We start from the raw sequence: 24142 nt of genomic DNA, 5'->3' as shown, positions 1-24142 counted from the left end.
ATGACGAAGCAGGTATGCTGAAACAGAATAATGAACTCAAGATGATTTGGTTGATGTCGCTGATTATGGTAGGGATCGGGGCATGGTACTTAGACATCCGTATCTTGAGTTATATCAGCGGCATTGGTTTTATGCTCAGTTTGATGAATTATGTCGATGATTTACAGCACGGCGCTGATGCACTGAGTTCATCAAAACAACCATTCCAAGTGACATCAAAGGTTCCGTTATATATTGCATCGTTATTAACGGTCGTTGGACTGTTAACAGAATTGGGATACTTGGTTGCGATCGGGATTAGCCTGTGGGTTTATTTTTTTCTGCGTTGGCTGAAACGATTAGAACGTCAGCTGCATCTATTGCAAGGACGTGCGCTTCAGTCGCAATCGTGTCATGTGGCTACTTCAATGTCAGCATCGACAATAGACCGTCCTGAAAATTTTGATTCTGACGATACACCATCTGTACATCCCGCGACTGCAATTGGTACAGCTAGACATCAGGCAACATTCAATTCAACGCCTTCTAATACATCATCCAAGTCTGCACCAAATTTATCCAGTCAAATTCAGCAATGGCTTTTCCAAGGTAATCCCGTGTTAAAAGTGGCGGTACTGGTCTTGGTGATTGGCGTGGTGCTATTACTCAGATTTGCCACAGAGCATTGGCAACTTAGCTTGGCCATGAAACTGCTGATCGTGAGTTTGATCAGTGCTGGTGTTGTCGGACTGGGTTTTTGGCTACAAACCAAAAATCGAAGTTTTGCCTTAGCGCTAGAAGGTCTAGGTCTTGCAGCGCTGTTTTTGACCTTATTTTTTGCCTATTACAATGCCGTGATTGCGGGTTTTGGCGTGGTCTGTGTACTGTATGCAGTGCTTATGGCATTGACGATTTGGCTCAGTCTGAAACAACAGTCAGTTGAACTGGCAATTATGGCAATGCTGATCGCCTATCTTGCGCCATTTACCTTGCCTGTTCGTGATGCAACTGCAACGGAATTTATTGCCTATTATCTTGTAATTAATATTGCTATTGCAGTCATGAGTACATTAAGACCGTGGAAATATCTGAATCAAATCGCTTTTTTGATGACGGTAATCATGGGTGGTGGATATGCTTTTTACCACGGATACACCACCGAACGTCAGATGATGAGCGTGCTGGTTTTAGCCCATGCCGCGATTTTTATCTGGTTAGGTTTTCGTTTTAGTCAGTTATTGGCGAAACAAGATCTTGCGCATTTTCAGCTTAAACCTGCCTTGGATATTGCACTGATTTTTGCTGCACCAGTGCTTGCTTATCTGGCATTGTATTTGATGTATTTTGAGGAAACCGTATGGCAGGCGGGGTATAGCTTGCTATTTGCAGCGCTTTTTGCCGCACTGTATAGCATCAGTAAACGTAGTGCTGTGATCCCACTGATTGCACAAAGTTATTTGAGTTTGACCTTAATTTTCTTGGCATTGATTCCACCGATAGTATTGAAAGAGCAGTGGAGTGTGGTCGGTTGGGCAGTTGAAGGTGCATTGATATTTATATATGCCCTATACAAGCAGTCCAATATCAGCCGTTATTTAGGCATGGCGCTCTTGGTGATGGCGGGTTGTTCAAGTCTGTATTATTTGGTTCAACTGCCACATTTCCCTGCACAGATGTATTGGGGCGTGTGTTTGAGCTATTTGGCGGCCATTATCGTGACGCATGCTGTTCCTGCATTTCATAAACAGCTTTCAAGTTCGAGTATTGCCTTTCAATGTGTGCAAATGCTCTCAGCAACCACCATGTTCATCATGTTGCTCTTAGATTGGCTGCAGACTAGCCATCAATTGGCCTTGAGTCTATTGATCGTCAGTCTTGCCTATCTGGTGGTGAATGAAGGCTTGTTAAAACAAAAAGCTTCGTGGAGTTGGTCCATCATTAAATGGACGGGGCTAGTGCCTGTTTATGTGATGGGGCTGTACCAAGTCATTTCAGTGAGTGAGAACGGTCAGTTACTTTGGCATTCAACGATGGAGCAGATTTATTTTGCATTCGCTGGGCTGTGCTTGACGCTGCTTTGGCTACGACCATTACTTGGTGTGCGTGAAGAAAAAGAATGGGTCAGTCTCGGAATTTTGAGCAGCTTGGCGTGGATCAGTCTGACGCTGATACCTAGTATGCCATATATCAGTGTGGTGATTTTGCCGCTATTATTTTGTGCATGGTGTTATTGGCAAGCGCAGCAACCGGCCTGGAAAATGTTTTGGCAAGCACGTAGCAGCTTGTTTTTGGCTTTAAGTTGGATCATTAGTTCGCAATTATTTAGTCAGCAGGCCTTTGTGGGATATATCTTGCCGATACTGAATCCTTTTGATGCTGTGAGTTTGCTGTTGTTAGCGGCTTTTTTATGGATGTTGAATCAACAGTTAAATGCTGGTTTAGATCGTAGCTTGGCTGCCGTGTTGAGTGTTCTTGGGCTACTTTGGTTAAGTAGCTATGTTGTGCTTCGTGCCTTACATAGGTATCTGGATACGCCTTATAACAGTTTAGACATTTGGAGTGATGCGACCGTTCAACTGAGTTTTACTGTGCTGTGGGTATTATTGGCTTTGGTGAGTATGCGCTTTGCCACTCAGCGCCAATTACGTTCAGTTTGGCTGCTCGGTGGCAGTATTTTGGTCTTGGTCACTTTGAAATTGGTCTTGCTGGATTTATCTCATGTTGGCACCCTCATGCGAGTGATTTCATTTATGGCGGCAGGTTTTGCCATGCTTTTGATCGCCTATATTGCGCCCATGCCGAATGACAAGATTGAACCATGATGAAGTTCTTAAATAAAGGTACGAGATCACTAAGCCGTATAGGTCGATGGCTATAAAAAGTGGATGATAAAAAAGCCCTGCACATTTGAAGATATGCAGGGCTTTTCATATCAAGTCGATAGACCATTATTTGAGTTGAGGCTCTCGTTGAATTTCTTGCGCATTGGCATATTGATCGACGTTAGCATCGCTTGCTTGTGTAGAAAGTGGGTGGTCAACAAAACCCATTTTCGGGACAGGGATTTCAATTTTATTTTCTACAAAGGCATTTCGAATCCGTTCCTGCATTTCATCACGGACTTTCAGGAAATTCTCTCTTTGGCACCAAATGGCAAAAAGCAATTCAATGGATGACTCTCGAAAGGCAGTGACGGTTACGGCAGGTTTAGGATCGGCCAAGACCAATGGATATTTACTAACGGCATCTAATAAAACTTCACGGACTTTGATGATGTCTTCATGAAAGTTAATCGCAAGGGTAATTGGAATTCGCCGTATTGGAAACTTAGACAAGTTATGCACAGGTGCCCGAATCAGTTGTTCATTCGGCAAACGGACATAGACATTGTCTTGCGTGAGTAATTTGACCGACAACAAATCAATCGAGATCACTTCACCTTCAATGGTATGCCCGCGAATCAGTGTCAATTGAATGGTATCACCAACTTCAAAAGAACCTTCACCGATCAAGAACATCCCGCTGATCAGGTTGGATGCGGACGTTTGCGATGCAAAACCCAGTGCGACCGTTAAAATACCCGCTGCACCCAAGAACACGCTGAGTTTAAAGCCGGCTTCTTTTAAACTGGCCATCACAAAGATTAAAAAGATGAAATAGAAAATCCCGCGACGCCAAACCAACTGCTGATGGGCATTGAAACGCATACCTACAGTACGAATAAAGGTATTCGAGATAAAACGGGCAATCAGAAAGCCGATGACTGCCAGTAAAACAGCCACCAATAATTCCGTCAGCCGATCGGTATTGAGATTGGCGACCATTCCTTTTAGGCTGCTTGTGATTTCTGTCGAAATATTTAAATCTGCCATGGCTCACCGTTAGAAAAATGAATCAAACATATTGAACAGCACGTTGGCTGACTCGCGTGGCGGATGCAGATAAATTACGTCACCGGCTTGTGGCGGTGTACGGTTTTCAATTTTGACCCGCGGCGGTTTGTCATGACCTTCATGCACGACTCGAATTTGTGAAGTCCATAAACGTCCTGTACTTTCACTATAAAATAATGGCAAAGCCGGTACAGGGACATTCATACGGTCAAAACGAATCTGTTGATTACTCACGTTATGAAACTCAATAGGGGTTACTGCACGAAAAGCACGAGGTTTGAGTTGTTTAAGTTCGGTACGACCATCAACTGCTGTGGCATAGCAAATTTCACCCATTCGATGGTTCGGACCAAACCAGGTATCTTTTGGTAGAATCACAGGTATATCAAACAAAGGTTCTCTAAGACCTTCGACAAAACCAGCAATCCAAAGCGGTGTGCTGATATATAGCGTTCCGCGCTGTCCGGCTGGAATATAAATCGGATCGACCGGTTTAATCACCACAGACCGATCTGCCAAACGTGGCATGATTTGAATTTTGTCATGCGTCTGGCGGAACATATAACGTTCCATTTTAATGGGTTGTGGAAAACCAAATTCAGGGTCTTGAATCGGATGCCATTGCTGCTCATAGTCAAACTGAAAGGTCGGGCGATGATATTCCATACGCCACTCTTGCATGCCGCGCGTCACACGAAACAATAAAGACCCAAACTGCCAACTGCGCGGGTGATTCAGTTCAAATTGATATTCCCCCCACCATTTACGTTTTGGGGATTCCTTTTCAGTCAAATCATTTTCTAATGGCAATGCGTATATCCCTTGTCCTGATAAATCCTAAAAACAGACTTCACGCTGTCAGATGCTTAGAGTACACTCAAAACAACTTTTTTCATCATTATAATGCGTGATGCAAGTACTTAAACAATTACAAATACCATATAGTTTTGCCAAACGTCATGGCGTATTGCTTCGATATGAGGGTGATCAAGCTTTTATTGTGCGTCGTGACAGCACGCCACTGTTGGCTTTACAAGAAGCACGTCGCTATTTAGGGCATCCTGCACAATATCAATTATGTAGCGAGCAAGAATTTAATCAATTACTCAGTGCAAGCTTTGCCGGAGACACCGGTGAGTCTCAACAAGTGGCAGCGGGTCTGGAAGATCATCCTGATTTACTTAGCCTTGCGGACTCTGTACCAGAAGCTGAAGATCTGATGGATCAGGAAGATGATGCACCGATTGTACGCTTAATCAATGCCTTATTGTCTGAAGCGATCCGTGTCGGTGCTTCAGATATTCATATCGAATCTTTTGAAAAAAAGCTGTCTGTCCGCTTACGTGTCGATGGTCAGTTACGTGAAATTGTGCAGCCACGTCGTGAACTAGCACCACTGTTGGTGTCACGGATCAAAGTCATGGCCAAACTCGATATTGCAGAAAAGCGAATTCCACAAGATGGTCGTATTTCACTACGTTTGGCGGGCCGAGAAGTTGATGTTCGTGTATCAACCTTACCATCTTCCTATGGTGAACGTGTGGTGATGCGTTTACTCGATAAACAAGCTGGGCGTTTAAACATGACCCATTTGGGCTTGATGCAGCATGACTATGATCGATTGAAACAACTGGTACATCGTCCGCATGGCATTATTTTGGTTACGGGACCAACGGGTTCGGGTAAAACCACCACCTTATATGCGGCATTGTCTGATCTAAATGATGGTTCAAAAAATATATTGACTGCGGAAGATCCAATTGAGTATCAACTTGAAGGGATCGGGCAGACGCAGGTCAATACCAAAGTGGATATGACCTTTGCTCGTGCATTAAAAGCCATGCTCCGCCAAGACCCAGATGTGGTGATGGTCGGGGAGATTCGTGATTTAGAAACTGCTGAAATTGCAGTACAAGCGTCATTAACAGGCCACTTGGTACTTTCCACGCTGCATACCAATACAGCAATCGGTGCTGTGACCCGTCTTAAAGACATGGGGATTGAACCCTTTCTACTTTCAAGCTCTCTGATCGGTGTTGTGGCGCAGCGTTTGGTTCGAACCTTGTGCCGTCACTGTGCGACTTGGCATGATGCCGATGATTTTGAAAAAGACTTATTTAAGCATCTCGATGCCTCGACCGAATTAAAATTGCCACAACCTAAAGGCTGTGAACAATGCTCGCATACTGGATTTACAGGGCGTACCGCAATTTATGAAATCGTCCCGATTGATGAGCAAACACGTCGCCTCATCCATGGTAATGCTGCTGAGTTTGAGTTAGAAAATCATGTACGTGCAAATGCGGGTTCAATTCGTGATGATGGATTGCGTAAAGTTTTGGCAGGTAAAACCACGATAGAAGAGGTTTTACGTGTAACCAATGAAGCGGCTGAATAGTCGGTGTGAATTATAAAAAAAGCCCCCAAGCCTGTGCAAGGACTCGGGGCTTTGCTTTAGTTAATCTTTTCAAAATGAATAACAGCATCGTATGCTTTATCTGTCAGAGTGAGGTGAGTTGCATCACTGAGTTTCATTTCAATGCTATTGCTCTCTTTATATTTCAAAACATCATTATTCACTTCGGCCATACCGGATGAAGCACTAGAAGTGCGCTCAGTATTATTTTTATCGAGCCAAAATTCGTCTTTAATTTGGTAGTCATCGCCTTGTTTGCTAATGGAAAGTTTGCGTAGGCTCTCCGTGTCAGGTGTTTGTTTCCATTCCCCTGAAAAATCAGGCGCAGGTGTTTGGCTACATGCGGCTAAGGCCAAGCTTAGAAAAAGCATCGAAAAGTATGTTTTCATTGTAAAGTCCTGAAAATGATTTTAATTTTTTATGGATGTATAGTTAATTATAGTTTGAATATTAAACATTTTTTAAATTTTATTCATTATTCTTTCTATCGAATGTCTCATAATTTTTTATTTTAATTTGAACAAAAACAGCCCAAAAATATGGGCTGTACGGTCTTTCACTTACCACAAACTGACAACTTTCTTCATCAATTCAGCACGAATGGGCGCGGTTGGGTTACCTGCATTGCGCTGCGTTTCATTTTCATAAAACTTTTGCCAAGTTTGAACCATCTCTAAAGTGACATCTTGAGTTTTAAGCTTTTCAACGTCGGCTTTGGTGATGTTGGCTAAGCGCGCTGCAGCACCTTCTGGGCCTGTACCCCAACCAATGATGCCTTGACCATAGGCAGGTAAAGACATGTTGTTCGGTGTTGGCGGTAGCGCAAGACGTTGAATATCTGGATTGACCAAGGATTTAATCTGAGGACGGACTTTTTCAGATAGGGTTAATTCGGCAAAACTTAGTGTGGATGCGCTGATTAGCAATGTACTGATAAGGAGAGGTTTAAGCATCATAGATCAACAAATGAATGTAAATAATAATCGTTATATATTTTAGCAAGGTTTTGGTAGCTGAATAAGAATATTTAAATGCATTGGAAATGGATAAGGCTTTATTTTGAGCTCAGCTGTAGATTTGTAGAAGTCAAAAAAGTTCAAAGCACTATTTTATAAGGAATTAAAACAGTGCTTTGTATAGATAGGTACAAATGGATTTAAGTCAAAACATTTAAAGTGACATTAATATTGTTTCGGGTCGCATTTGAATAGGGGCAAACAATATGTGCAGCATCGACCAATTTCTGTGCCTCGCTTGCATCCATACCCTCAAGATGAATATTAAGCGTCACTTCAATACCAAATCCTGTCGGAATAGGGCCGATACCAACATCACCTTCAACATAGGCAGCAGGGGCAATCGAAATTTTATCTCGGTTAGACACAAATTTCATTGCACCTAAAAAACAGGCTGAATAACCAGCGGCGAAGAGTTGTTCAGGATTCGTACCATTACCTGTACCCCCCATAATTTTCGGCACCGCCAATTGAACATCTAAATGACCATCGGACGTCGTTGCACGACCATCACGACCACCAGTGGCTTTTGCATGGGCTGTATAAACTGCTTTTTCTAAAGTCATTTTTCTAATCCCTCAGATGATGGTTCAAAATCATATCGTGGGGGATTTTGTTTAAATAATATTCAGTTTTTTTGTAATTTTATACAGAGTGAAAATCAATATTGAACCAAAACACGGTGCTGCATCAGTGGCATTGATGCACGAATCTGCTGCTGTTCGTCTAAGTCAAAAGGAAATGTGAGTAGTTGAGCGCCTTCTTCTGCGGTGATTGCTAAAATTTGACCACGGCTGTTGCTTGCTCCAGCATGACCCCAAGTTTGACGCTTTTCACCATGCCAGCCTTGTTGTGCGGCACCCAGTACAGCACATTGACTATCCATGGCACGAGCTTGCAGTAACAACTGCCAGTGCATTTCACCTGTGGTATAAGTAAAAGCTGCAGGCGCCGTTAAAATGTTTGCACCTTGGCTACGAAGTTTCAAAGCCAGTTCAGGAAAGCGCAAGTCGTAGCACACCATCAGGCCAATATTGCCAAAAGGTGTTGTTGCAACTACGGTTTCAGTACCAGGTTCAAAGAATTTTGATTCTTGATAGCCACCGACAGCGTCACCAACTTGCACATCAAATAAATGAATTTTGTCATAACGTGCTTCGGTACGTTCAGGGCTGATACACAGGCTGACCGTACGGACACGGCCATCTTGAATGATTGAACCATCTGGACGATAAGGGCATGGGAGTGTGCCCGCAACAATCCAAAGTTGATAACGATGTGCGAGTTGTTCTAGTCGCTGCTGAATACTTTCAAATTGCGCCGCGGTTTCGCGTTGTTTACCTGCGGCAAAGCAGACAAAATTTTCAGGAAATACAATGAGACTCGCACCTTGAGCCTGACTTTGTTGCATCAATGATTCGATCACTTTGAAGTTATCTTCAATGTCATTTTGAGAATTCATTTGTGCAACGGAAAGTAAAGTCATGCGAAGAGGGTCTCTGCTGTGATTAACCTAAATTAGACATTTTGCTGCTTGGGTTGCTCTAGATTGTCCTGCTCTTTTTGCAGTTGTTTGACCAAAGGCTCAAACATATTTTGGTTGCTATCATTTAGTTTCATCAGCGTTTTGTGTGCATCTAAAACCGTATTCAGCATATTGCTATGGGTAATGTGTTCTTCCATAAGTGCGCGAGTGCATACACTTGGATCACCACAATAATTCAAAATAACAAACACCTGACCTAAACCCATGCTATTGGCAAGCGTTGTGATATCAGAGTTTGTAGACAACATTACCGCTTGGATATGGTGAACTTGTTTGAGCTTCAAACCCAGTTTAGCCAAAATGCCAAGGACAGTACTATCGATAAATGTCGTTTGGGTTAAATCAACGATTGCACCGACGACATTTTGTTGCTGTTCAATTTTGTTTAATAACTTGTCTAGACTAATACAAGATTGGGCACGCACTTCGCCAATAAGCTTAAAAATATGCGTTCCGTTCAAGCTTGCATATTCAACATGACCTGTTGACATATAAATGCCATTTGCAGAGAAGGATAGTAAATTATCCCATAGGGGCACAGCTTACTCAAGTAGCCGACTATGATCAGAAAGTCGTATTCGGTTTAAGTGATTGATTTCGTGATTAATTGATTCGACGTAAACTTAGGATGGCAATATCATCAGCAACATGGTCTGGTGCTTGAAATGATTGATTTTGCAAGTGATAGACCAATTGACCTAGCTGTTCATTCAATCCACCGTCAAAAGGTTCAAGTGCGCCATCCGAGCAAATTACAAAGCGTGAATAACGATTTAAGGTAAATTCAAACTCTTCAACTTCTAGGTCTTCAGTTAAGCCAAGTGGAAAGCTACTGGTATTTAAAATTCGCGCGGGAAGACCGGGTTCAAATAAAATGGCCGGCGGATAATGGCCTGCACTAGACCATTTCAAGACATGCGTATCGAGATTAAGTATCCCCGCAATCATGGTAATGTGCTTTTCAATATTTTCTTGAACCAACATGCCATTGAGCTTTTTGATGAGTTCTCTCGGGGTTTTTGAACGACCGTGGAAAGCAGCCATCCAAGAGGTTAGTAAACTACTCGTTACCCCATGACCAGACACATCTGCGAGATAAAACATGATTTCTTTATCACTGATTTTCCAGTAATCGTACCAATCACCCGATAAATAAGCAGATGGTTGGAAGAATGTTTCAACTTTATAGTTGTGGAGTTCGATTGGATTTGGCAGTAAACGTTTTTGCAAATCTGCAGCAGAAGGGAGATCACGGCTGTCTTGATTACGTTTGTATTGCGCATCAATTTTAGTGAGTGCCACTTGAAGGTTGGTTGGAATATGATCCCAAACCCATCCTGCTAAAGCACCTTGTTGCCAAGCTTGAGCTAATGCAGCACCTTCATGCTCAAAAGCGAGCACAATGGTAGGAAGTGTCCATTGGTGATTTAAAAAGTCAGCAACATCAGCAATTGCAATGATCGTTGGATCATACAAGTCTAGATCTTCAATGTTAATCATTTGTACGCTAGGAAGCGCATCAAGTACCTGATCTAAATATGGAATATCACGAGTAGGTTGAATGAAATACATAAAGAATTAGATGAATCCTTCGATAGACAATAAGTGTACTATAGCAAGCTAATGATGGCTGGAGGGAAAAACCACACCAGCCAATTGAAAAATTTTATTTATTCAGTTGTTACCGTGTCAGTATCATCTGAACTGCTATCATCAATGAAATCGGTAGAATCATCAGATGAAACGTCTGTTGAATTATCTTCAGATTCATCAATATCGTCATCTTCTTCATCAATAAATAAGTTTTCTTCAGCAATACCTTTTTTCTCAGCAATAGAATAGTTCAGGCGTTGCAAATAAATATCACGAATTTGAGCGTATTTATCGCCTTGTAATACACCTTCAATATCCAGTAATTGAGCGCGAGTATCGATTCCACGTAAAGTTTGCTCAGACCAATACGCCACATCATGACCATCAAGCATATATTTCTGTGGACGTCCTTGACTATCTACTGCTAGACCGACGGTTTGGCGCAATGTGCTTGGACCAAGCACTGGTAGAACAATATAAGGACCAGAAGGAATACCGTAATAACCTAAAGTCGCGCCAAAGTTTTCATCTTCGGTTTCTAGACCTAGACGGCTTGCAGGGTCAGCAAAGCCTAAAGTTGTCAGTGTATTAACAGTAAAACGCCCCAGACTTTTTGCGGCACGTGTCGGTCGTCCTTGAATGAGTTGGTTAAATGCATTCCAAGGTTCGCCCAAATTTTTACGGAATAAACGATAAGATTCACGAATATCCTTTGGAGTTTTTGCTACATATTGCACAGCAGCAGGGCGGGCAATATGGACATCTAAATAATCATTAAATGCGTAAACTTTCCGGTTGATCGGTTGGAAAGGGTCTTTATCTTCTTCTGATTGTGCTGCATTGGCATTTACAGATAATTTTTTTGCAACTTCAGATGACTTGACCATCGCAGCATGCGCAAGTTGTTGTGTTTTTGATTTATTGGCAGCTTCTGAGTCTTGAGCAACAGGTGCTGAAGCCTCGTCATTTGCAAATACAGGTGTTGTTACGACAAGTGACAATAATCCTGCATATAAAAAAGAAGTTTGGCGCATATATAGTCCTGACGCTTTTAGCGCGGCAAAATGTTTGCCGTATAATAAGTAAAAACGTTCAAATAATCCTGATTTATTACTATTAAACCAAATTTGATCAAAATATGAATGAAAAAATGTAATTTGAGTGAAAAATGTGCGCTCAAAATAATTATTTAAAAAAAGGTGTTGCGTTGGATCAGAAATGCTGTAGAATGCACATCCATCGGCGGTGATGAAGATTAAAACTTCTGATAAAACAATGACTTGGTTGAATTGATTAAGTTGGGTTTTAGAAAGAAAGTTTAAAAATAATTTGAATTACTGGTTGACTCTTTAGAAATAAAGAGTAATATAGCCGACCTAGCTTGCTGGTGACGAACCAACAAGAAGATCATTAAGAGATTATGAAGAACAACTTGTGTGGATTTTTACTGATTGATCGATCGAAATTATTTTCATTGATTGATGGTAGAAATTACTCGAAGTTTATTTGAGCAAATTTTTGTCAGTAATTGATGAGCCAAGATTGGTACACTATATGTACTATTGATTTTAAACTGAAGAGTTTGATCATGGCTCAGATTGAACGCTGGCGGCAGGCTTAACACATGCAAGTCGAGCGGGAATAGGTAGCTTGCTACCGATTTCTAGCGGCGGACGGGTGAGTAATGCTTAGGAATCTGCCTATTAGTGGGGGACAACATTTCGAAAGGGATGCTAATACCGCATACGTCCTACGGGAGAAAGCAGGGGATCTTCGGACCTTGCGCTAATAGATGAGCCTAAGTCGGATTAGCTAGTTGGTGGGGTAAAGGCCTACCAAGGCGACGATCTGTAGCGGGTCTGAGAGGATGATCCGCCACACTGGGACTGAGACACGGCCCAGACTCCTACGGGAGGCAGCAGTGGGGAATATTGGACAATGGGGGGAACCCTGATCCAGCCATGCCGCGTGTGTGAAGAAGGCCTTTTGGTTGTAAAGCACTTTAAGCGAGGAGGAGGCTACTTTGGTTAATACCCAGAGATAGTGGACGTTACTCGCAGAATAAGCACCGGCTAACTCTGTGCCAGCAGCCGCGGTAATACAGAGGGTGCGAGCGTTAATCGGATTTACTGGGCGTAAAGCGTGCGTAGGCGGCTTTTTAAGTCGGATGTGAAATCCCCGAGCTTAACTTGGGAATTGCATTCGATACTGGGAAGCTAGAGTATGGGAGAGGATGGTAGAATTCCAGGTGTAGCGGTGAAATGCGTAGAGATCTGGAGGAATACCGATGGCGAAGGCAGCCATCTGGCCTAATACTGACGCTGAGGCACGAAAGCATGGGGAGCAAACAGGATTAGATACCCTGGTAGTCCATGCCGTAAACGATGTCTACTAGCCGTTGGGGCCTTTGAGGCTTTAGTGGCGCAGCTAACGCGATAAGTAGACCGCCTGGGGAGTACGGTCGCAAGACTAAAACTCAAATGAATTGACGGGGGCCCGCACAAGCGGTGGAGCATGTGGTTTAATTCGATGCAACGCGAAGAACCTTACCTGGTCTTGACATAGTAAGAACTTTCCAGAGATGGATTGGTGCCTTCGGGAACTTACATACAGGTGCTGCATGGCTGTCGTCAGCTCGTGTCGTGAGATGTTGGGTTAAGTCCCGCAACGAGCGCAACCCTTTTCCTTATTTGCCAGCGGGTTAAGCCGGGAACTTTAAGGATACTGCCAGTGACAAACTGGAGGAAGGCGGGGACGACGTCAAGTCATCATGGCCCTTACGACCAGGGCTACACACGTGCTACAATGGTCGGTACAAAGGGTTGCTACTCCGCGAGGAGATGCTAATCTCAAAAAGCCGATCGTAGTCCGGATTGGAGTCTGCAACTCGACTCCATGAAGTCGGAATCGCTAGTAATCGCGGATCAGAATGCCGCGGTGAATACGTTCCCGGGCCTTGTACACACCGCCCGTCACACCATGGGAGTTTGTTGCACCAGAAGTAGGTAGTCTAACCGTAAGGAGGACGCTTACCACGGTGTGGCCGATGACTGGGGTGAAGTCGTAACAAGGTAGCCGTAGGGGAACCTGCGGCTGGATCACCTCCTTAACGAAAGATTGATGATTGGTAAGAATCCACAACAAGTTGTTCTTCATGACGATGTATCTGAGGGTCTGTAGCTCAGTTGGTTAGAGCACACGCTTGATAAGCGTGGGGTCACAAGTTCAAGTCTTGTCAGACCCACCATTCTGACTAACGAAGTATTTGAATAAAATACGGAAGCAAACAGAGAATCAGAAACATTGACTTATTGATAAGCTGGGGACTTAGCTTAGTTGGTAGAGCGCCTGCTTTGCACGCAGGAGGTCAGGAGTTCGACTCTCCTAGTCTCCACCATACATTCCTTCGGAATGTATAAAGAACGAAGCTAAAATAAACAATCAAATGATTGTTAGCTTAGTCCTTAAGCGATCAAGTGTTTAGGTTATAGAGCTTAGCAACAAAGTAGCGTATGATTCGCTTCATTGTTATTAAGCTCTGTGATTTATCACAGTTTCCTGACCTGACGAAGGCTGGAAAAATCATTAACAGAATATATTTGAGTTGAAATAATTTGTTCATACTCGTTTGATTTAACCTAACAAGCAATTGTGAAAGTTGAATGAAATGAGTTACTAGCGAAATTAACTGAATCAAGCGTTTTGGTATATGAATCTAATTGAAGCTGTACAGTGATTAAATTCACGAAGCTCTAAACTGTAATGTTGGTTGATCTACTTGTAGGATCAAACGACTGTTTGGGGTTGTATAGTCAAGTAATTAAGTGCATGTGGTGGATGCCTTGGCAGTCAGAGGCGATGAAAGACGTAATAGCCTGCGATAAGCTCCGGGGAGGCGGCAAATATCCTGTGATCCGGAGATTTCTGAATGGGGAAACCCACCCGCTATAAGGCGGGTATCATAAACTGAATACATAGGTTTATGAGGCGAACGAGGGGAAGTGAAACATCTCAGTACCCTTAGGAAAAGAAATCAATTGAGATTCCCTCAGTAGCGGCGAGCGAACGGGGAAAAGCCCATTAAGTTATCTAAGCTTTAGTGGAACGCTCTGGGAAGTGCGACCATAGTAGGTGATAGTCCTGTACACGAAAGGGCTTAGATAATGATGTCGAGTAGGGCGAGGCACGTGAAACCTTGTCTGAATATGGGGGGACCATCCTCCAAGGCTAAATACTCCTGACTGACCGATAGTGAACCAGTACCGTGAGGGAAAGGCGAAAAGAACCCCTGTGAGGGGAGTGAAATAGATCCTGAAACCGCATGCATACAAGCAGTGGGAGCCAACTTGTTTGGTGACTGCGTACCTTTTGTATAATGGGTCAGCGACTTACATTCAGTAGCAAGGTTAACCGATTAGGGGAGCCGTAGAGAAATCGAGTCTTAATAGGGCGTTTAGTTGCTGGGTGTAGACCCGAAACCGGGTGATCTATCCATGAGCAGGTTGAAGGTTGGGTAACACTAACTGGAGGACCGAACCCACTGTCGTTGAAAAGCCAGGGGATGACTTGTGGATAGGGGTGAAAGGCTAATCAAACTCGGTGATAGCTGGTTCTCCCCGAAAGCTATTTAGGTAGCGCCTCGGACGAATACCATTGGGGGTAGAGCACTGTTTCGGCTAGGGGGTCATCCCGACTTACCAAACCGATGCAAACTCCGAATACCAATGAGTACTATCCGGGAGACAGACTGCGGGTGCTAACGTCCGTAGTCAAGAGGAAAACAATCCAGACCGCCAGCTAAGGCCCCAAAATTATAGTTAAGTGGGAAACGATGTGGGAAGGCATAGACAGCTAGGAGGTTGGCTTAGAAGCAGCCACCCTTTAAAGAAAGCGTAATAGCTCACTAGTCGAGTCGGCCTGCGCGGAAGATGTAACGGGGCTAAAACTATATGCCGAAGCTGCGGATTTACACATAAGTGTAAGTGGTAGGGGAGCGTTCTGTAAGCCGATGAAGGTGGATTGAGAAGTCTGCTGGAGGTATCAGAAGTGCGAATGCTGACGTGAGTAACGACAAAACGGGTGAAAAACCCGTTCGCTGAAAGACCAAGGGTTCCAGTCCAACGTTAATCGGGGCTGGGTGAGTCGACCCCTAAGGCGAGGCCGAGAGGCGTAGTCGATGGGAAATTGGTTAATATTCCAATACTTCAGTGTAATGCGATGAGAGGACGGAGAAGGTTAAGTCAGCCTGGCGTTGGTTGTCCAGGTGAAAGGAAGTAGGCATGTATCTTAGGCAAATCCGGGGTACTCTATGCTGAGATCTGACAGCAAGCTGTACTTGTACAGTGAAGTGGCTGATACCATACTTCCAGGAAAAGTCTCTAAGCTTCAGTTACACTGGAATCGTACCCGAAACCGACACAGGTGGTCAGGTCGAGTAGACCAAAGCGCTTGAGAGAACTCTGCTGAAGGAACTAGGCAAAATGGTACCGTAACTTCGGGAGAAGGTACGCTGCTTTTGGTGATGGAACTTGCTTCCTGAGCTGAGAGCAGCCACAGAAACCAGGCCCCTGCAACTGTTTATTAAAAACATAGCACTCTGCAAACACGAAAGTGGACGTATAGGGTGTGATGCCTGCCCGGTGCTGGAAGGTTAATTGATGGGGTTAGCGTAAGCGAAGCTCTTGATCGAAGCCCCAGTAAACGGCGGCCGTAACTATAACGGTCCTAAGGTAGCGAAATTCCTTGTCGGGTAAGTTCCGACCTGCACGAATGGCATAATGATGGGGGCGCTGTCTCCAGCAGAGGCTCAGTGAAATCGAAATCGCCGTGAAGATGCGGTGTACCCGCGGCTAGACGGAAAGACCCCGTGAACCTTTACTGCAGCTTGACATTGAACTTTGATCTTACTTGTGTAGGATAGGTGGGAGGCTTTGAAACCGAGACGCTAGTTTCGGTGGAGCCAATCTTGAAATACCACCCTGGTAATATTGAGGTTCTAACTCTGCTCCATGATCTGGAGCGAGGACCATGTCTGGTGGGTAGTTTGACTGGGGCGGTCTCCTCCTAAAGAGTAACGGAGGAGTACGAAGGTGCGCTCAGCGTGGTCGGAAATCACGCGTAGAGTATAAAGGCAAAAGCGCGCTTAACTGCGAGACCCACAAGTCGAGCAGGTACGAAAGTAGGTCTTAGTGATCCGGTGGTTCTGTATGGAAGGGCCATCGCTCAACGGATAAAAGGTACTCTGGGGATAACAGGCTGATACCGCCCAAGAGTTCATATCGACGGCGGTGTTTGGCACCTCGATGTCGGCTCATCTCATCCTGGGGCTGAAGCAGGTCCCAAGGGTATGGCTGTTCGCCATTTAAAGAGGTACGCGAGCTGGGTTTAGAACGTCGTGAGACAGTTCGGTCCCTATCTACCGTGGGCGCTGGAAATTTGAGAGGATCTGCTCCTAGTACGAGAGGACCAGAGTGGACGAACCTCTGGTGTACCGGTTGTGACGCCAGTCGCATCGCCGGGTAGCTATGTTCGGAAGGGATAACCGCTGAAAGCATCTAAGCGGGAAGCCTACCTCAAGATAAGATTTCCCTTGGACTTTATGTCCACTAAAGAGCCGTTGAAGACTACGACGTTGATAGGTTGGATGTGGAAGTGCGGTGACGCATGAAGCTGACCAATACTAATTGCTCGTGAGGCTTGACTATACAACACCCAAACAGTTGTATGTAAAGCATCAATTGATTCACATATAATCAATCAAACTTGATTTAGTTGAAAAGCTAGATAAAATGAACACCTTAAATTAACTCAAGTACTTCTGTTAATAACTCATTTGGTAGAAAACTTAGCACGAAGAGCACTGCTCTGAGATTAGACTAAGCAAGTATCCATAACAGTTGTGCTGGCGACAATAGCAAGAGTGAACCACCTGATCCCTTCCCGAACTCAGAAGTGAAACCTCTTAGCGCTGATGGTAGTGTGGGGTTACCCATGTGAGAGTAAGTCATCGCCAGCTCATTATTCGAAACACCCCCTGACTAGTGCAGGGGGTGGTTTTTTATGTGCGGAGAAAAGAGGGAAGAAGAAAAGCAGAAGAATAGAATAGGAAAATGAATAAGTTAAAGTGAAGAATAAATGAAGATTTCTGACTCAAATATAAAGTTAATAGTCTTCAATATTTCTATAAAGTTTATTGATCCGCTGAAATAATTGATTGCGTTGCAGCTTTAAGCATATATAAGACTTGGCCTAATAAAATGTCCTTATCAGTCAATGCCACAATAATCATGGGATGATTTTGTGCAGCAACAGATGCAAGTATCGCTTTTCCATTTTCGGCATCTAAGGTTATATTTTGACAACCGACCAAATGAATTTCTTTAATAAATGCTGACACCATTGCAAGGATAGAGCTGCTAACCGCAGCTAACTTGCTATTGTTATATTGCCCACGTTTGTAAACACTCGTTAGCTCAAATCCATCTGTTGAACACACCATGATGAAATGAACGCCTCGTGCATTGTTAATAATATTATTTATTTGTTCACGGGCATGTTGTATTAACTCATTCGAAGCGGTGCGTTTTGTGACATTAAACATTAATAGCTCCTTATGCGGTAATGTAGTGATTTACTTCGATTGAGGTAATTAAAGCTTCAAGTAGCAGTAAAACGTCAGATTTTTTGCGACAGTCAATAAAGAATAGGGGCGAATATAAGTCCTGACTAATCAGCCAATCTTTGTAGATAGCAGTATTCGTTGAACTTGTGATTTCGTCTGTATGGGTAATTCCAATGGCTATGTTATCTGTATAGTTTTGGAAGGTTTCTAAGTAGCTTTCGAGTTCACTTAAGGGGTCATTAACATTATGATCAATCAGAATAATCGTCCCGATTGCGCCTTGACAAATCACTGGCCAAATAAAATCAAAACGACTTTGTCCAGGGGTACCATATAAACCTATTTTTAAACCATCTTCTAAGGTCACTTCTCCGTAGTCGATACCTACTGTGGTTTCAAGTTTTTGATGGCTGGTTTGATCTGTATTAAACGCCTCGGTCAGTAAAACTGGGATATCAGAAAGTGAACGGATCGCTTCAGTTTTTCCAGCACCCATAGAACCAGCAAAGACAATTTTATATTGCTGAAGAATCATGTTTGATGTCCTATTCTAAAATCCAAATTTACGGCGTAACTTACTAAAGAAGTTTTGTACAAAGTTCTTTTCTTCTGTTGGTTCATGCTTTTCGGGTGGTGTGTAATGTTTATCCCAAAGATTTATTTTTTTTATATTCAGTGATGCCATATTCGCAGCAATGAACTGTCGAACAGTGCTGAGGGGAATATCATACTGTTCTGCAATGGTTGATATCTTTGCACCCTGGATAAAACATGCAGAAAGTTGAAAAATTTGTTTATGAGATAAATGTTCAGCAGGTTTTGGCCAGCTTAAAATTCGAAAATGACCATCTTCAGGAACTGTTTGGTAAAAATTCGGAGTTTGCCAAAATAGATTCCATATCCAGTCTTGAAGGATGACGGGGTGCTTTCGACTTACATGGGTCATATCTTCAATTGATGCGAAATCATATTTAAAACTAGCATCTGTGTGTTGAAGTTGACGCTCGAGGTTGAGCCAAGCTATATTTTGCGCGGTATCGATTACCGCTATTGTGCCTAGATCATCATATAGGTGTAATTTTTCATGATTATCTTCTGCATACATTTTTTTGAAGTAATCATCCTCCAAATTAAAATCGCTAAAGCTCTGGATTTGATCATGTTGAGCATGCTCAATGGATTCGTTAAGGTCATTATGGCTGACGAGATGTTTATCAATCCATTGATTGAGCTCTTGATTGTCATCCATGGGTAGGAACAGCGTATTGTTTCTGACACGCCCTGATTGTTGGTTGTCTTTCGAGATCTTGAGCCAAGGTAAAGCGCGGCGCGTTAATATTTTTTGAATTCCTTCGGTGTCAAAAAAACGCTCATGAATAAATAAGCAATCGAGATTCATATCAGATGCACTTTTCCATTGGATATTAAAGTGCTGTGGAAAAATTGCGTAAAGCTGATGTTTGAGTTGATCTGAATCATGAATACTTAATCCAGCAATGCCGATATTGATATATTGCTTATTCATGGTGTTCCTCGACTAATTTTATTCAAATCTGTAAAACATTTTGGGAATAAAAAACCCTCTTATTGGTATAGGAGGGTTGGGTGAAATTAAGCAAAATCTAAACTTTTTTCATAAGTTTTTAATTCGTGTCGAGCCATGGCTAGGTTTGCTTTGGCACGATCAAGTACTAAATATAAGAATACGGATTCATTATTTTCCAGTGGACGAATTAAGTGATACTGCTTTCCTAAGGTAATTAAAATATCGACAATGTGATCATCTAAATTGAGTGACTGAGCAACACGTCTTTTGGAGCGAACCACTTCAGTATTTCCGGCAGCTGCTAATTCTAAATCAATATCTCAACCGCCTTGTGTCGCCATAGCTAGGCCACTTTCACCGTCTACCAGTGCCGCTGCATAAAAACCGTCGATTGTTGTGAGTGATTCTAATGAAACTTTAGCCATTTTTATGCCCCTCTTTTAGGTTATACATGATTATTATTTGTAGATATTTAGGTAATTAAACTAGCGTTTTTAACTACATAATTTAATTATAGGAAGCGTAAGGGGCATTGCAATAAAATTAATTTTTTGCTTTAAAAGGATAATATTTTCTAAATATAGCGTTAAGTTTTTGGATTTAAAAAATGTGATTTAATTTACTGTATATATTTTTTTATGTGTTTTCGGACTTCATTTTTGATATAAATTTTACCAAAAATTCAAATGTAATATTTTGTAAATGGTGTGACAAAACTCTATTTTTGCAAAATAAAGTTAAGTAATTTACAAAATATAAACAAAAAGTGATCTAAAGGCGTGTAATTTAGAAAATTCGATTTAAAAAAAAACCTGCTTAAAAAGCAGGTCATTGATTTAGACAAATGAAGCTACTTAAGCAAAAATATTACAAGCTGCAGATGCCAAAATCCATAAAATCACCACTGCAACAATAGGCTCTACAATTTTTGACCAAGTTGGAACTTGTACTTCTGTTGTCACATCTTCTTGAGTATGTTGTTGATTAACCATTTGATTGAACTCCTTCATTGATGTTTCTAATGATATCTCTTCTTGCAGATTTGGTTTAGAACCAAGAAGCTCTGTTAGGTTGTTTGTTGACCAAACCCAATCATCCGCTTGACCAGAAAGGTGCTCAATTTGTCCATTGAGTAATTCTTGAATGCTTTGTGGTGAGTGTGAGCCGGTATCATGAAGTTGCTTTAATTCATTTAATTGTAAATGAAAAATTTCAGTTGTTAGGTGTTCAAGTTCAGAGCGCTCTAATATTGATGCATTCGATGGATTGGTGGTCAGATGGCGTGAAACTTCTTGAATATAGAGTTCATCAGGATGAGTAATTTCTTGATAAACCTTTTGAGCATTATTGCGGAGCTGATGAATCAATTCACCAAAAGTTAATGCATTAATTTCACGTATATGTTGACGTTTTTCTTCACGATTTAAATGACTTAAAAGCGTAGGCTTTTGAGATTCTATTTGTTCGACAAAATATTGTACTAAATCAAAAGCCATTATTCGCTTCCTTATTCTTTAATCGAGCAACCTTAAACCTGGTTTTTTCTTCGGCTGCTCTTGTTGTTCTTGGTCGTTTGATTTTAAAGCATTTTGATCATTCTGAATACCTTCATATTCTTGAGGATCGAAGAACATGCCTTGACCATTTTCACGTGCATAGATACCTAGAACAGCAGAAAAGGGGATATAGAGGTTTTGCGAAACGCCACCAAAGCGTGCAGAGAAAGTAATCGTCTCATTGCTCATATGCAGTGCATGAGTTGCATGGGGTGCAATATTCAGGACAATTTGGCCATCTTGGATATATTGAACTGGCACCATCGTACCATTCTGTGTCGCATCGACAAGTAGGTACGGTGTAAGTTGATTGTCACAAATCCATTCATAAAGTGCCCGTGTTAAGTATGGACGCGTTGGAGTGAGTTGTAGTTCTTGTTCAGACATAATGCTTACTCGAATATTAATGGGAAATTAATTTTTTGCTAAAAGCTCGCTATAGCGATTTTTTTCCTGCAATGTCATCGATTTGATAAATGCAGGACGGCTAAAGATGCGTTGGCAATAGAGAAATATAGGGCGGCATTGCTGTTTGGGAAGCTCAATCCCCATGGCTTTTAGGCGCAGAAATACAGGTGCGAGCATACAGTCTAACATGCTAAATTGTTCAGACATAAAATAAGGATAATGCTGAAACAAGGGGGTTAGTGAAATGAGTGTATCACGTAATTGTTTTTGTGCTTTTTGCTTGGCTTTTTCATCGAGGGTATCGGGATGACGAAGCATAATATCGGCAAGTCTTAACCAATCTTGTTCGAAGCGCCATACATATTGACGTTGCTCTGCACGAGGCATGGGTGCATCTGCATACAGTTTATTTTGACGATATCGGTCATCCAGATATTCGGCGATAATACTGCTGTTATAGAGTTTTAGGCCATTTTCAATCATCATCGGAAGTTGATTGTAGGGATTTAAACTTGCAAGATCTTCGTCTTCATCATCAGCAATAATTAAATTATGTTTGATTTGCTTCTCTGCAAGTACATAGCGTATCCAGTGTGAGCGAAAGTCATCCGCATGACTGTAAAGCGTAATCCCTTGGAGAGGTGCATTTTCGACTGACATAATCCGAGACGATGAGAAATGAATAAGATAGGATACTAAAATTAGACAGTAAAATCACGGAGACTTTAGCAATATCAATGCAGCTACAGTGAAAATTACAGTTTTGTTTTATTTGATTTTATCTGATAGCTTTTCATGTCATTCATTTACCTGATCGTCACCGCATGATGATCATTGCACTTGTAAAAAAAATATTATTTTTCGCTGCAGTTATTTTTATGGGCATTGGCTTTTATACGGCACTCGCTGGAGGTTATGCCTCTGATTATGGAGCAGAGGATGATAGCCCAGAACAAAAAAGCAAAATGACCATCTCTACAATTACACTAACATTGTCGGTTATATGCTTAATTGCGAGTTTGAGTCTCTTTGTTTATCGGATCGTTATTCTATTTGCATCATCTTCATAAAAATTAAACATAAAAAAACCTTGGCATAAGCCAAGGTTTTTTGTCCGATTCGGTAAACGAATTAACGTTTAGAGAATTGAGGACGTTTACGAGCTTTACGTAAACCAAGTTTCTTACGTTCAACTTCACGAGCATCACGAGTAACGAAACCAGCTTGACGAAGAGCAGGTTTAAGAGTTTCGTCAGAAGCAATCAATGCACGAGTAATACCGTGACGGATAGCGCCTGCTTGACCACCGATACCACCACCAGCAACAGTGATGTAAAGGTCATATTTCTCAGTAGCTTCTAAAAGCTCAAGTGGTTGGTTAACAACCATACGAGCAGTTTCACGACCGAAATATTGTTCTAAAGAACGGTTGTTGATTACGAGTTTACCAGTACCAGCTGATAGGAAAACACGTGCAGTTGCGGTCTTACGGCGACCTGTACCATAGTTAGTAGCCATGTGCTGTATCCCTTAGATGTCCAAAACTTGTGGCTGTTGAGCAGTATGTGGATGCTCAGTACCAGCGTACACTTTCATTTTCTTGATCATTGCATAACCAAGAGGACCTTTTGGTAACATGCCTTTTACAGCACGTTCGAAGATTTCTTCTGGTTTGTGAGCAACTAATTTTTCGAAATTAGTTTCACGAATACCACCAGGGAAACCAGTGTGGCGATAATATTTCTTATCAAGTGATTTTTTACCAGTCACTTGAACTTGCTCAGCATTGATAACAACGATGTAGTCACCAGTGTCAACGTGAGGAGTATAAGAAGTTTTGTGCTTACCGCGTAAACGACGAGCGATTTCAGTCGCAAGGCGACCTAAAGTTTTGCCAGAAGCATCAACAACGTACCAGTCGTGTTGAACTTCAGCTGGCTTAGCGCTGAGAGTTTTCATTAAACCACTACCTATTATAGTTGGTTTGGACTATGGAAGCTGTCCAAACAAAAGGAGACGCGATTCTATACGAATACGTGAAGAATCACAAATGAAAATATAAAATTTCAAGCGCTGTATTGTAGTATATTTCTTCAGCAATAAACAGCAGATAATCCAGAAATTATAAAAAAAGCGGATGAAAGTAAATCATGTCGAATTCTAATCTGTTAAAAAACACATCTGAACCCTCATTCTGGCGGCAATGGTTGCAATTAATGGGCTTATATAGCGCCTTGGTTTTAAGCCCAACTTTTTTGTATTTGGTGTATTTGCACGGGGCGGATGGTGCGATCATCGTTTTGTTAATGATGCTCACTTTATTTTTCCTTAGTTATTTATTGGTTTATCTGTTGATTGGATTATTGCTTCTGGGTGGTATGTCTTTTTGGCTGATAACGAAGTACCCGCAACATGTGTCAGCCGTTCAGCGCGGCATTGTCATTCTTATTGCATTGATTTGGATCATTGGCATTTCAGGTTTTGCTTTCGATTTCATTCCATACAATGTCGCACAACGCGCTTATTTTTGAGTTTTAGTCCGATATTTTTAATCAATAAAATTAGGTC

Annotated in this window: 21 protein-coding genes, 2 tRNA genes, 3 rRNA genes and 1 pseudogene; 9 read left to right on the top strand and 18 right to left on the bottom strand. The window is 42.1% G+C overall.

From position 1 onward, the window contains the following. Nucleotides 1-14 precede the first annotated feature (14 nt). On the top strand, nt 15-2801 hold the full coding sequence (locus LXF01_RS13390; RefSeq protein WP_233945480.1) for a DUF2339 domain-containing protein: 2787 nt from the start codon (nt 15-17) through the stop codon (nt 2799-2801). 126 nt (nt 2802-2927) lie between these two features. On the opposite strand, the gene LXF01_RS13385 is transcribed toward LXF01_RS13390, so the two are convergent. Both LXF01_RS13385 and LXF01_RS13380 read right to left on the bottom strand, forming a co-directional pair. Further along, on the bottom strand, nt 2928-3851 hold the full coding sequence (locus LXF01_RS13385) for a mechanosensitive ion channel family protein (RefSeq protein ID WP_180007243.1): 924 nt from the start codon (nt 3849-3851) through the stop codon (nt 2928-2930). A 9-nt stretch (nt 3852-3860) separates the two neighbouring features. Beyond that, nucleotides 3861-4682 (bottom strand): hypothetical protein, encoded by an 822-nt coding sequence (locus LXF01_RS13380; RefSeq protein WP_078192622.1) that lies wholly within the window; start codon nt 4680-4682, stop codon nt 3861-3863. A gap of 100 nt (nt 4683-4782) precedes the next feature. Here LXF01_RS13380 and gspE point away from each other — a divergent pair, with 100 nt between their 5' ends. Next, nucleotides 4783-6270: a type II secretion system ATPase GspE gene (gene gspE / locus LXF01_RS13375; protein ID WP_233944530.1), complete on the top strand. Its 1488-nt coding sequence runs from the start codon at nt 4783-4785 to the stop codon at nt 6268-6270. 56 nt (nt 6271-6326) lie between these two features. Here the strand turns inward: gspE and LXF01_RS13370 are convergent, their stop codons facing one another. The 7 genes from LXF01_RS13370 to LXF01_RS13340 form a co-directional block, all read right to left on the bottom strand. Next, entirely contained in the window at nt 6327-6677 is a 351-nt protein-coding gene (locus tag LXF01_RS13370) for a hypothetical protein (protein WP_180007244.1), read from the bottom strand. 171 nt (nt 6678-6848) lie between these two features. Beyond that, complete coding sequence (locus tag LXF01_RS13365) at nt 6849-7241, bottom strand: DUF4951 domain-containing protein (protein ID WP_180042424.1); 393 nt, start codon at nt 7239-7241, stop codon at nt 6849-6851. Nucleotides 7242-7444: 203 nt separating this feature from the next. Beyond that, a complete protein-coding gene (locus tag LXF01_RS13360) occupies nt 7445-7870 on the bottom strand; it encodes an organic hydroperoxide resistance protein (protein ID WP_078189560.1) in 426 nt (141 codons plus the stop codon). 95 nt (nt 7871-7965) lie between these two features. Then, nucleotides 7966-8790 (bottom strand): carbon-nitrogen hydrolase family protein, encoded by an 825-nt coding sequence (locus LXF01_RS13355; protein ID WP_180090401.1) that lies wholly within the window; start codon nt 8788-8790, stop codon nt 7966-7968. A gap of 32 nt (nt 8791-8822) precedes the next feature. After that, the gene (gene gigB, locus LXF01_RS13350) at nt 8823-9341 is read right to left on the bottom strand and encodes an anti-anti-sigma factor GigB (RefSeq protein ID WP_078189558.1); all 519 of its coding nucleotides are present in this window, start codon (nt 9339-9341) and stop codon (nt 8823-8825) included. A gap of 112 nt (nt 9342-9453) precedes the next feature. Then, nucleotides 9454-10422, bottom strand: coding sequence for an RsbU family protein phosphatase GigA (gene gigA, locus LXF01_RS13345; RefSeq protein ID WP_078189557.1), 969 nt, complete (start codon nt 10420-10422; stop codon nt 9454-9456). 98 nt (nt 10423-10520) lie between these two features. Beyond that, entirely contained in the window at nt 10521-11477 is a 957-nt protein-coding gene (locus LXF01_RS13340) for an MlaA family lipoprotein (protein WP_078189556.1), read from the bottom strand. A gap of 536 nt (nt 11478-12013) precedes the next feature. On the opposite strand from LXF01_RS13340, the gene LXF01_RS13335 reads away from it, so the two are divergent. From LXF01_RS13335 to rrf, 5 genes are all read left to right on the top strand, one after another. Then, a 16S ribosomal RNA gene (locus tag LXF01_RS13335) occupies nt 12014-13552 on the top strand. Between the two features lie 61 nt (nt 13553-13613). After that, nucleotides 13614-13690, top strand: a tRNA-Ile gene (locus LXF01_RS13330). 74 nt (nt 13691-13764) lie between these two features. Further along, nucleotides 13765-13840, top strand: a tRNA-Ala gene (locus LXF01_RS13325). Between the two features lie 413 nt (nt 13841-14253). Further along, nucleotides 14254-17147: ribosomal RNA gene (locus tag LXF01_RS13320) — 23S ribosomal RNA — on the top strand. A gap of 196 nt (nt 17148-17343) precedes the next feature. Continuing rightward, nucleotides 17344-17458 (top strand): 5S ribosomal RNA (rrf, locus tag LXF01_RS13315). Together the 16S, 23S and 5S rRNA genes with 2 tRNA genes alongside form the textbook arrangement of a ribosomal RNA operon. 174 nt (nt 17459-17632) lie before the next feature. On the opposite strand, the gene LXF01_RS13310 is transcribed toward rrf, so the two are convergent. From LXF01_RS13310 to LXF01_RS13280, 7 genes and pseudogenes are all read right to left on the bottom strand, one after another. Continuing rightward, nucleotides 17633-18043 (bottom strand): roadblock/LC7 domain-containing protein, encoded by a 411-nt coding sequence (locus tag LXF01_RS13310; RefSeq protein WP_078194283.1) that lies wholly within the window; start codon nt 18041-18043, stop codon nt 17633-17635. Between the two features lie 10 nt (nt 18044-18053). After that, entirely contained in the window at nt 18054-18599 is a 546-nt protein-coding gene (locus LXF01_RS13305) for a GTP-binding protein (RefSeq protein ID WP_078194282.1), read from the bottom strand. A 15-nt stretch (nt 18600-18614) separates the two neighbouring features. Then, on the bottom strand, nt 18615-19589 hold the full coding sequence (locus LXF01_RS13300; protein WP_233944529.1) for a hypothetical protein: 975 nt from the start codon (nt 19587-19589) through the stop codon (nt 18615-18617). An 86-nt stretch (nt 19590-19675) separates the two neighbouring features. Next, nucleotides 19676-20035: pseudogene (locus tag LXF01_RS13295) on the bottom strand (roadblock/LC7 domain-containing protein). Between the two features lie 429 nt (nt 20036-20464). Further along, on the bottom strand, nt 20465-21106 hold the full coding sequence (locus tag LXF01_RS13290) for a hypothetical protein (protein ID WP_233944528.1): 642 nt from the start codon (nt 21104-21106) through the stop codon (nt 20465-20467). An 18-nt stretch (nt 21107-21124) separates the two neighbouring features. Further along, complete coding sequence (locus LXF01_RS13285) at nt 21125-21553, bottom strand: ClpXP protease specificity-enhancing factor (RefSeq protein ID WP_078194278.1); 429 nt, start codon at nt 21551-21553, stop codon at nt 21125-21127. Between the two features lie 27 nt (nt 21554-21580). Further along, entirely contained in the window at nt 21581-22234 is a 654-nt protein-coding gene (locus tag LXF01_RS13280) for a glutathione S-transferase N-terminal domain-containing protein (RefSeq protein WP_111884994.1), read from the bottom strand. A 164-nt stretch (nt 22235-22398) separates the two neighbouring features. Here LXF01_RS13280 and LXF01_RS13275 point away from each other — a divergent pair, with 164 nt between their 5' ends. Further along, nucleotides 22399-22644, top strand: a complete 246-nt coding sequence (locus LXF01_RS13275; RefSeq protein WP_233944527.1) for a hypothetical protein — start codon at nt 22399-22401, stop codon at nt 22642-22644. 61 nt (nt 22645-22705) lie between these two features. On the opposite strand, the gene rpsI is transcribed toward LXF01_RS13275, so the two are convergent. Together rpsI and rplM are read right to left on the bottom strand one after the other, a co-directional pair. Further along, the gene (gene rpsI, locus LXF01_RS13270; RefSeq protein WP_078190115.1) at nt 22706-23092 is read right to left on the bottom strand and encodes a 30S ribosomal protein S9; all 387 of its coding nucleotides are present in this window, start codon (nt 23090-23092) and stop codon (nt 22706-22708) included. 12 nt (nt 23093-23104) lie between these two features. Then, complete coding sequence (rplM, locus tag LXF01_RS13265) at nt 23105-23533, bottom strand: 50S ribosomal protein L13 (protein ID WP_004722943.1); 429 nt, start codon at nt 23531-23533, stop codon at nt 23105-23107. Between the two features lie 191 nt (nt 23534-23724). Here rplM and LXF01_RS13260 point away from each other — a divergent pair, with 191 nt between their 5' ends. Next, nucleotides 23725-24105, top strand: coding sequence for a hypothetical protein (locus LXF01_RS13260; protein WP_180157875.1), 381 nt, complete (start codon nt 23725-23727; stop codon nt 24103-24105). Nucleotides 24106-24142: the final 37 nt, after the last annotated feature.

The sequence above is a fragment of the Acinetobacter sp. SH20PTE14 genome, assembly GCF_021391555.1.
Taxonomy (GTDB): Bacteria; Pseudomonadota; Gammaproteobacteria; order Pseudomonadales; family Moraxellaceae; genus Acinetobacter; species Acinetobacter amyesii.
This window is presented reverse-complemented; position numbering and strand designations above follow the sequence as displayed.

Coding starts and splice junctions, on each gene's coding strand:
- LXF01_RS13290 (WP_233944528.1), bottom strand. CDS start 21,106: ATGGCTTTTGATTTAGTACAATATTTTGTCGAACAAATAGAATCTCAA.
- LXF01_RS13285 (WP_078194278.1), bottom strand. CDS start 21,553: ATGTCTGAACAAGAACTACAACTCACTCCAACGCGTCCATACTTAACA.
- rpsI (WP_078190115.1), bottom strand. CDS start 23,092: ATGGCTACTAACTATGGTACAGGTCGCCGTAAGACCGCAACTGCACGT.
- LXF01_RS13310 (WP_078194283.1), bottom strand. CDS start 18,043: ATGTTTAATGTCACAAAACGCACCGCTTCGAATGAGTTAATACAACAT.
- gigA (WP_078189557.1), bottom strand. CDS start 10,422: ATGTATTTCATTCAACCTACTCGTGATATTCCATATTTAGATCAGGTA.
- LXF01_RS13275 (WP_233944527.1), top strand. CDS start 22,399: ATGATGATCATTGCACTTGTAAAAAAAATATTATTTTTCGCTGCAGTT.
- LXF01_RS13390 (WP_233945480.1), top strand. CDS start 15: ATGCTGAAACAGAATAATGAACTCAAGATGATTTGGTTGATGTCGCTG.
- LXF01_RS13280 (WP_111884994.1), bottom strand. CDS start 22,234: ATGTCAGTCGAAAATGCACCTCTCCAAGGGATTACGCTTTACAGTCAT.
- LXF01_RS13355 (WP_180090401.1), bottom strand. CDS start 8,790: ATGACTTTACTTTCCGTTGCACAAATGAATTCTCAAAATGACATTGAA.
- gigB (WP_078189558.1), bottom strand. CDS start 9,341: ATGTCAACAGGTCATGTTGAATATGCAAGCTTGAACGGAACGCATATT.
- LXF01_RS13305 (WP_078194282.1), bottom strand. CDS start 18,599: ATGATTCTTCAGCAATATAAAATTGTCTTTGCTGGTTCTATGGGTGCT.
- gspE (WP_233944530.1), top strand. CDS start 4,783: ATGCAAGTACTTAAACAATTACAAATACCATATAGTTTTGCCAAACGT.
- LXF01_RS13300 (WP_233944529.1), bottom strand. CDS start 19,589: ATGAATAAGCAATATATCAATATCGGCATTGCTGGATTAAGTATTCAT.
- LXF01_RS13385 (WP_180007243.1), bottom strand. CDS start 3,851: ATGGCAGATTTAAATATTTCGACAGAAATCACAAGCAGCCTAAAAGGA.
- LXF01_RS13260 (WP_180157875.1), top strand. CDS start 23,725: ATGTCGAATTCTAATCTGTTAAAAAACACATCTGAACCCTCATTCTGG.
- LXF01_RS13365 (WP_180042424.1), bottom strand. CDS start 7,241: ATGCTTAAACCTCTCCTTATCAGTACATTGCTAATCAGCGCATCCACA.
- rplM (WP_004722943.1), bottom strand. CDS start 23,533: ATGAAAACTCTCAGCGCTAAGCCAGCTGAAGTTCAACACGACTGGTAC.
- LXF01_RS13360 (WP_078189560.1), bottom strand. CDS start 7,870: ATGACTTTAGAAAAAGCAGTTTATACAGCCCATGCAAAAGCCACTGGT.
- LXF01_RS13370 (WP_180007244.1), bottom strand. CDS start 6,677: ATGAAAACATACTTTTCGATGCTTTTTCTAAGCTTGGCCTTAGCCGCA.
- LXF01_RS13340 (WP_078189556.1), bottom strand. CDS start 11,477: ATGCGCCAAACTTCTTTTTTATATGCAGGATTATTGTCACTTGTCGTA.